Origin of the sequence: Congregibacter sp. (genome assembly GCF_965660375.1) — a bacterium.
Taxonomy (GTDB): Bacteria; Pseudomonadota; Gammaproteobacteria; order Pseudomonadales; family Halieaceae; genus Congregibacter.
This window is the reverse complement of sequence record NZ_CBFHZO010000043.1, coordinates 1-8,208: the sequence shown is the minus strand read 5'-3', so window position 1 is coordinate 8,208 and position 8,208 is coordinate 1. Positions and strand designations below refer to the sequence as shown.

The window sequence follows — 8,208 nt, the reverse complement described above, 5'->3', positions numbered from 1 at the left end:
GCGGGCTTATCGGAACGCCCAAAGCCCAGAAGGTCCGGCGCGATCACCCGCGCCCCGGAGGCCAGGAACACCGGCATCATGCGTCGATACAGGAATGACCAACTGGGCTCACCGTGCAGGCACAGGAACACCTCCTCAGCGGCAGATGGACCCGCATCGATCCACGCACCCCGGAGTCCCTCATAGCCCGGCAGATCATCTGTGTAGAACACGGGGTAGTCGAAATCCGGAAGATTATTGAAACAATCATCGGGCGTGCGAAGGGCGTAAATAGATGCACTTTCTGACATGGAAAACCTCTGCTTATGAAAAAATGACCGGTAACGCAGGCCACTATAGATCATGAAGCCGCAATGGGATCAAATGTCAGGAAGCTGCTCGCAGGCTGACATTGTGCCGAAGTGGCGCTGGCCTAAATCTGCCCGCTGCGCTAGCGTAGGCAGGTCAATCTCAACACAGGGAACGCCCTCATGATCAATAGCATCGCGCGCGGCCTCATAGGCGCGCTTTTCATTGCATCGGCTTCAGCGGGCTACAGCGCCGATAAAGCCGACTTGAAGGCTGACATTATCGCGTCGGTGGATCGTCAAGCCAGCTCCCTCACAGCCTTAAGCGATGAGATCTGGAGTCATGCGGAAATCGCTTTTAAGGAAACCAAGTCTTCCGCCGCATTGATCAAACACGCGAAGGAGCATGGATTTCGCGTAGAAACGGGCATCGGTGAGATCCCCACCGCCTTTGTTGCCGAGTTCGGCAGCGGCAAACCCATTATCGGCATCATGGGGGAGTTTGATGCCCTTCCCGGCCTATCTCAGGCTTCGGTACCCTCACGAACTCCCCTGGTAGAGGGCGCGCCCGGTCATGGCTGTGGGCACAACGTTTTTGGTGCGGCCTCCCTTGGTGCCGCGATTGCCGTGAAAGAGCAAATTGAATCCGGTGAGATATCCGGGACAATCCGCTACTACGGCACGCCCGCAGAAGAAAAGTTCTTCGGCAAGTTGTGGATGATTCGCGCAGGCGCCTTTGACGATGTCGACGTGATGATGGATTGGCACCCCAGTGACAAGATCGAAGCCAGCGCGCAGAGCAGCCAGTCCCTCGTCGACTTTTTAGTGGAGTTCGACGGGCAGTCAGCCCACGCAGCGGGCGACCCCTGGAATGGCCGCTCCGCCAGTGACGCCCTGGAACTCTATACTCATGGCATCAATGCCTACCGCGAGCATATTCAGCCCACCGTGCGCATCCACTACCACATCATGGATGCAGGCAAGGTGGTCAACGTTGTTCCGGACTACGCCAAGATCTGGGTCCGGGTTAGAGATCGCAGCCGCGACGGCATGACTCCCGTCTACGAACGGGTAAAAGAAATGGCTGAGGGCGCCGCCATACTCGCAGATGTGGATTACAAAGTGACGCTCATCTCCGGCGTGCACGAGATTCTGGTTAATCGCACCGGCGGCTCAACGCTTCAGGCCAACCTCGACACCCTCGGCCCCATCACTTACACCAAGAAAGAAGAGCGCTACGCCAGGGAGATTCAGGAAGCCACGGGTAAACCTCAGGTCGGCATGGACGCCGAGGTGCGACCCTTCAGGGAAACGGAGAAAAATCCACCCGGAGGATCCACAGATGTCGGCGATGTGAGCTTTGTAGTGCCCACCATAAGCCTGGCCGCGCCCATCGCGCCCAAGGATGTTCCCTGGCACTCCTGGGCTGTGGTGGCCACCGGCGGCATGTCCATCGGGCACAAGGGTCTGGTGTACGCCTCGAAGGCACTCGCCATGACCATGATCGATCTCTACGAAGACCCCGATCTCATCAAGGCGATCAAAGAGGAGTTCAAGGAGCGAAAGGGCGACTATGAATACGAAGGTATTCTGCCCCCCGGACCGCCGCCGCTGGATTTTCAGCAGTAGGCTGTAACCCGCTTTCCAAATCGCGCTTTCTCATCCGGGGTTAGCGCTTTCGATAGGGAATCTGGCAATAGCTGATACCCAGCCTGGGCTCCGACTGCCACTTGGTTAAATAGTACGGTACCAGCATGGAGTCGCCCTCGCGAAAGTGAACGGGCATCCCGCGAGACGGTGTAATGAGTGGAGAGATGGCTCGCCACTCCTGTTCCTCTTCAAAAGATGGGTGCTTCAACCAGGCGAGGAGCTTATTGAGTAGCACCGGATCATCGGTGCCACTGTTGATTCGCTCCGTTATGTGCGTTTGCAACACGTTGAGTGTATGACGAAGTTCCGTCGAGTCATTCATGTACCGTATGTCACTGGCTCGCAGCGCGCCGCTTTCCACGATACCCATCAAACCCGAGAGCGATGTGTAGTGGTAAAGCGTGTTTACTGGCGGCTGCGTAAACAACCGGTGACTGATGGCGTCAATCACATCCCTTTGGCGGCGCCGTGATCGTCGCCTACCGGCACCTGCGCATACCAGTCCGTCATGTCGTCATACATGTCTCCCTTCGCGAGGTACCAGGGGGAGCGGTGATAAATCTTGATGTCATGAAAAGGGTCGGTAAGGATTTTTGTCGCCCAGACCAGACCAGACTGAATGCCCATGATAAAGAATAGCTGCACTGTTCGGAAAACCACGGCGCCCAGCCCCGTAAACAGCCAAAGGATGGCCGTGGTGTAAAGAAGCCCTTCCTCAACCTGCGCTTCGCTAAGAAAACCAAAAAAACTTGGGTTTATCAGCAGGACAATGGGTACCGTCACCCAGATACTGAGCAGTACTACCTTGCGACGCAGGTTGTAACCCACTTTCACGCTTTCCTTGTACTCATGACTCACCGCATTGACGTGATCAAAATCCTTGGGTTCAAAATAAAAATGCCCGATTTGACGCAGCACCATGGCCAGAAGCCAACCGACCATTACCGCTGCAACGGGATCGACAAAAATCAGGTAGTAGCTCGCGACAAAGCAGCTCGCACTGAGTAGATGCAGAAACTGATTGACGCGATTATGGTGATAGAAGCGATGGTCGTCCCAGCGCTGCTTGTGTAATTCCTCTCTAAATTTCATTGACTTTCCTCCGGTATTACCCATGAACATCATTACTTTTTGGGGGCACTTCGAGTGCGCCCTTGTCATTCCGCTGCGGCTCTTTCACGGCACGAAACAACGCCTCTCCCATGCGGAACTGTTGCCCCGTGCGAACCCCCGGGCTGAATGCGAAATCTCTGGTAGCAAAGACGATAATCGTTGACCCGTGCTGGAAGTAACCGATCTCTTCACCCTTCGCGTAGCGGGTAGGTTCAATGAGGTGTTCCGGATTGGCACTACGGACATCGACACCGTCGGGCAAGCTATGAAGACGTATGCTTGCTACGAGAATTGCCGCAACCGCCACCAGGCAAATGCCACTGTCCGAATCGTCCAGACGTAGATCGAGTATGGCCCGCTCGTTCTTGCAATAGAGCCTTTCTATGCGGCGCAGAGAGATAGGATTGACATTCCAAGTGTCACCCGACAGATAGGTGACCCGATCCACCCAGCAATCAATCGGCGCATGAAACCGGTGATACATGCTGGATTTAAGCCGTAGGGTGATATACCAGCCGTTTCTGTACTTGTCCTGCAGTTCCCTCGAGGGAATCAGATCTGACAATTCGTAGGGGAACCCTTTTGCCTGATAAACAGTTTCTCCCTCGAGCTCACCGAACTCTCCGACAATCGCATCACAGGGACTGGTGATTACCGCCGGATTTTGATCCACAGGCCTGACGCCCGGTTTCAGCTGGCGCGTGAAACATTCCCCGAGACTTCGAAACTCCTTCTGTCGTGCCTCCTCAAGATGCAGGTCGTCGGCAAACAGTTGCCATAGCTTGATGGAAATACGAGTCAGCAACGGGCTATCGATGCGGCTATACCAACCCATGAAGCGCGTTGCCAGACGCCGGGGGATGCGATTGGTCAGCAGAAAATTTAGCTGCTCCTGCTGACTCAGGCCCCGTAGTGCTCCGTTCATAATCAGGCGACGGAGCGATGCTCGATGAGACACGCCGGAGCGGGCAGTCCCAGGTCCTGAACAAACCGAGTCATTATGTCGTCGGCGCTATAAACTCTTGCTCGAGCCTTGGCGTTATGGCGCATTTGAGCGCGCTCGTCAGGCCAGGAGAAGAAATCGATCACTGCTCGGGCCATAGCGCTGGGACTATCGACGAGATAACCGGAGCTGCCGTGTTCGATGATATCCCGGGGACCTTTACAGTCGTAAGCGACCGCCGGCATACCGTAAACGAAGGACTCCAGAAGCACATTGCCAAAAGTGTCAAAGCGCGAGGGAAACACAAACAGGTCCAATCCCGCATACAGGCTTGCGAGCGTTTTCTGGTCCACCCATCCCAAAAAGAGAGCGTCCGGCAACGCAGCCTTTAACGCTCTCTCATCAGGACCTGAACCAGCAATCACCAGACGCAGATCTGGAATACGCTCCCGTGCTGCAGCCAGAACCTCGGGAAGATCAAACAGTCCCTTCTCACTACTGAGACGGCAAGCCACAAACAGCACCGATGTTTCCTCGCTGGCATCGGGAAACAAATCGCGCTTGGAAACCGGTTCCACCTCGTCAATGGGCTGGGGCGCATGATGCGCAGTCATAAAGAGCTTCTCCGGGGCGAGCTGCATTTCCTGTCCCGCCAACCAGTCCCGGTGCTCGGTATTAAGAACGAATATGCCATCAAACTGGTTGTACAACAGACGCAACAGTCGACGTATACGGTCCCGTTCATGACGCGTCGCGTTCGTTGTTGATTTAATGTATTCGATCCAGTCTGTATGCATAAAGAAATGACAGGGCACGTTGAATTTAAACTTGAGAAACAAGGCCACCAATACCATAGGGCCCTCGGTGGAACAGGCCACACGGTCATAGCCTCCTTCATAAAACTTTCGAGCAACTTCCATGAGGTCCGGAACCCGCAAACACTGCTCCCCTGAGTCAGGCAGCGTAAAAGAAGCGAGAGGCCGGGTGACGTGGAGATGACTTTGCTTTTCGGCGGACTCGTGGCAAATGAGAAAATCGATAGCAATATCGTTTTCCTGAATGTATCGAAGCTTGCCGCCCAGAGAATTTGACACACCGTTTTTATCAAACAGGGTATCGGTCAAATAGAGCACACGGTGGTCGTGCTCATTTGCTCCGGTGTGCCGGGCGAAGCTGTTAAGAAAGTCGCGGTTCTTGTAAAGCGCACGAGTACTGGCGACGGACGCTCCCGCAAGCACCATGGCTATCATGAAAGGAAAGGCTACTTGGTCAATGAGGTCCCGCACCTGTTTTTCACCAAGGCTGGGATAGGTTCCACCGCCGCCGAAGAGAAGTGCCGACAGCTGACTCGGCACCTCGAAGTTGCGCGTCAGTTCCTCAGTGGAAAGATTACTCATCAGGCCGGTGTCTCGAAGCAGATCTGAGGTCTGCACCTTTTCGAGCATAAGACGACTCAGCTCAGTGAAGAGCTCAGCAATGCATTGATTAACAATCTCCGTGAAGGACTCCGGCGACTGCGAGCGAGCATCGGCTATCGTTTCGAGGTGGCGAACGCAGAACCGATATTTTTTCGGGACCTTCCATTTCAGCATTTTGTTGGGTTTCTTGCCTTGCAACGCATCGTGTACAAATTCAAAAAACTTTTTGCTGTGCTTATGCTTCTGAAGTTCCAGCAGAAGATTGCTGATAGCAAAGCAGGCAAACTTGTCGTAGGCCTCGCCACGGTGCAACAAAATTCGGAGTAAACCGGGATCCTCTATCTTCGTCGCGACCTGAGCAAAAAAGTCGAGTAGCGCAATATTCAACTTCTGATTCTCGCCTACGCTGCCGTAAGGCGATACGCGGCCCTCCCGAAGCGCCTCCAGCGCCAGATCCGACGCCTTCTCAGTTTTCAGACGCTCCTGAAGATTGGGCACCATAAGCTGGGAGCCACACTGCCCCGCGTAGAGCCCCATATGATCATCGGAACCACCGGTCAACACCTTGGGCTGATCGGGATCAACACCAAACTCTGATGGGTCCAGGCCATGCTTCCGAGCATAGTGTTTGACTGTCGCGGGAGTCAGGCTCTGCAGCCAGTTCAGTGTCAGGGTCGACTGCCACAGGTCCCGCTGTCCATTGAGTACTTCAAATCGCTGGAACATCACTGCCAATTTCTCAAACAGCGCGATATCCAGCTTTTCGTTGGTGGTATAGAAATACAGTGGATGGGGCAGTATTACCGGGATATCGTGGGCAGCGGCATAGCGCAGGAAGCTAAATATATCTGTCCGCTTCTCATTGAGGATATTTTCCTGTTCCCGGGAAAAGCCGTACGCCAGCACGTGGCAGTAGAGATCAAACTCATCAAAGTGGCAGGTGAATTCGCAGCCCACCAGCACATCCTTTCCTTTTCCCTGTAGCTCCCAGCAGGACCGTGCATTGTTGTGATTAGTCACCGTAATCACATCGCTGCCGTTACGCCGCAGACATTTCACCAGATCGCTGGTTTTCAGCCAGGTTTCGGGCAGTCCAAGAATGCGGCCCCATAGCTCATCGGGCTTGTCACTGTTTTTATCATGACAGTGCAAGTCCACCCGGAGACAGTCACCGGGGTTGAATCGCAAGGATTCCTCTTGGAGAAAGCCATCGAACTCCTGTGCCAGGGATGCACGAAACTCACCAGGACGCGCTGTTCGTGGTAGTACCGTAACGCTCATGCGCTCTCCTCTAGGCGGCCATCGCCGGCGATCGAAGTGTTGGGACGTTTACTCTGGGGCAGTCGAAAACGGGCGCGCAACATTTCAAAAATCAACTGGCGGCGAATGCTGGCATCGGTGAGCGTCGCGCTCTGCCACCACCAGCCATCCTCCAGCATGCGAACACAAGCGCGCTCAAAACGTGACACAACTTCAGCGAAGTCGTCGTTGCTAAAATTAAAGCTCATAATCATTCGGCCGCTGCCAATCCAACTGAGCTCGAGACCTTCACTGCGGAGGTAAAACTGCAGCATCCAGTTGTAGCGGCTTGGCTTGCGGTAGAGCACCGTGAGCACGCTATGCATGTTGACTATTTCCACCGGCGCGCCAATGGCGCTTAGTCGCTCATTCAAAAAGGCCACGCGCTCGTTCCACAACAGCTCTGCAGTGTCATAAAGCCTCTGGCAGTCTGACTCCTCGATACGTCGCAGAAAGCTATTCATTGCGGCCATGACATAGGGGTGGGAGTTAAAGGTGCCCCGGGCAAAGGAGATATTCGCGGGCTGATCATCGCGGTATCGCTTCATAAGTCCGTGGGTACCGCAGAGCACGCCCACCGGGTAGCCACCGCCGAGTGTTTTGCCGTAGGTCACCATGTCCGCCTGAATATCGAAATACTCCTGCGCACCGCCGTAGCTCAGACGAAAGCCAAGAAACACCTCGTCGAAGATGAGAACGATGCCATGGGCGGAGCAGACATCGCGCACCCGATGGAGCCAGGCTCTGTAGCTTTCTCGATCAAAATGAGCAGAGCGTTTGCTACCGAAGAGCGATGCATCGCCAGCCGCATTGGCGTTGGGGCTGAGAGCCTGCAGTGGATTAATAAGCACGCAAGCGATGTCTTTTCGGGTTTCCAGAACCCGCAGTGTTTTCTCGCTAAGATCAGCGAGGGTATATACGTCTCCGACGTCCCGGTGCGTGCCGACACCGGGCTGCACCCCATCCCACCAACCATGGTAAGCGCCGCAGAGTCGAACGACGTGTGACCGCCCGGTGTGGTATCTGGCAAGACCCACGGCTTGCATAACGGCCTCGGTACCGGACATATGAAAGGAAATTTCATCAAGCCCAGAGATTTTCTTAATGCGCTTAACGTTATCTTTGACCACGGGATGATAAGCCCCCAGTACGGGACCCATATCTCCCGCAAGCGCCTGCGCCTCTTCCATGCAGGCCTTGTAAAAGTCATAGCCGAAGACGTTTACGCCGTAGGATCCGGTGAGGTCATAGCGCCAATTCCCATCTACATCACGAAGCTGAACGCCACGGCTCTCTTCAATAATCGAGCCTTGCTTGAATTCTTCAGGAAGACCCTCCCGAAAGGGAAAGGGAACACGGTAGGCCGCGGTAAAGCTCACATCGGAAACACTGCGGTCAAGGGATTTTGAATGCTCCAGGGATTTCGGCTGCGTTGCCCTAAGCGTCTGTCGCAGGCCCTGCATCGCCTGCCTGCGGTGACCCTCGACATTCGCGGGCG

The 8,208-nt window shown here is 54.8% G+C and carries 7 protein-coding genes; 1 reads left to right on the top strand and 6 read right to left on the bottom strand.

Annotated elements, in window-relative coordinates; translation table 11 throughout:
- Window positions 1-290: alpha/beta fold hydrolase (locus ACTG3T_RS03580; protein ID WP_439100893.1), on the bottom strand; the 290-nt coding region annotated here is incomplete at its 3' end.
- Between the two features lie 180 nt (window positions 291-470).
- On the opposite strand from ACTG3T_RS03580, the gene ACTG3T_RS03575 reads away from it, so the two are divergent.
- Entirely contained in the window at window positions 471-1,916 is a 1,446-nt protein-coding gene (locus ACTG3T_RS03575) for an amidohydrolase (RefSeq protein WP_439100892.1), read from the top strand.
- Between the two features lie 40 nt (window positions 1,917-1,956).
- On the opposite strand, the gene ACTG3T_RS03570 is transcribed toward ACTG3T_RS03575, so the two are convergent.
- From ACTG3T_RS03570 to ACTG3T_RS03550, 5 genes are all read right to left on the bottom strand, one after another.
- Window positions 1,957-2,388: a DUF2971 domain-containing protein gene (locus ACTG3T_RS03570; protein ID WP_439100891.1), complete on the bottom strand. Its 432-nt coding sequence runs from the start codon at window positions 2,386-2,388 to the stop codon at window positions 1,957-1,959.
- Window positions 2,385-3,029, bottom strand: a complete 645-nt coding sequence (locus ACTG3T_RS03565; RefSeq protein WP_439100890.1) for a hypothetical protein — start codon at window positions 3,027-3,029, stop codon at window positions 2,385-2,387. The genes ACTG3T_RS03570 and ACTG3T_RS03565 overlap by 4 nt, the downstream gene beginning before the upstream one ends.
- A 16-nt stretch (window positions 3,030-3,045) precedes the next feature.
- Window positions 3,046-3,975, bottom strand: coding sequence for an archaetidylserine decarboxylase (asd, locus tag ACTG3T_RS03560; RefSeq protein ID WP_439100889.1), 930 nt, complete (start codon window positions 3,973-3,975; stop codon window positions 3,046-3,048).
- Window positions 3,976-3,977: 2 nt separating this feature from the next.
- On the bottom strand, window positions 3,978-6,692 hold the full coding sequence (locus tag ACTG3T_RS03555) for a glycosyltransferase (protein WP_439100888.1): 2,715 nt from the start codon (window positions 6,690-6,692) through the stop codon (window positions 3,978-3,980).
- Window positions 6,689-8,208 (bottom strand): aminotransferase class III-fold pyridoxal phosphate-dependent enzyme (locus tag ACTG3T_RS03550; protein WP_439100887.1); only part of this gene is annotated, 1,520 nt, incomplete at its 5' end. The genes ACTG3T_RS03555 and ACTG3T_RS03550, both read right to left, overlap by 4 nt.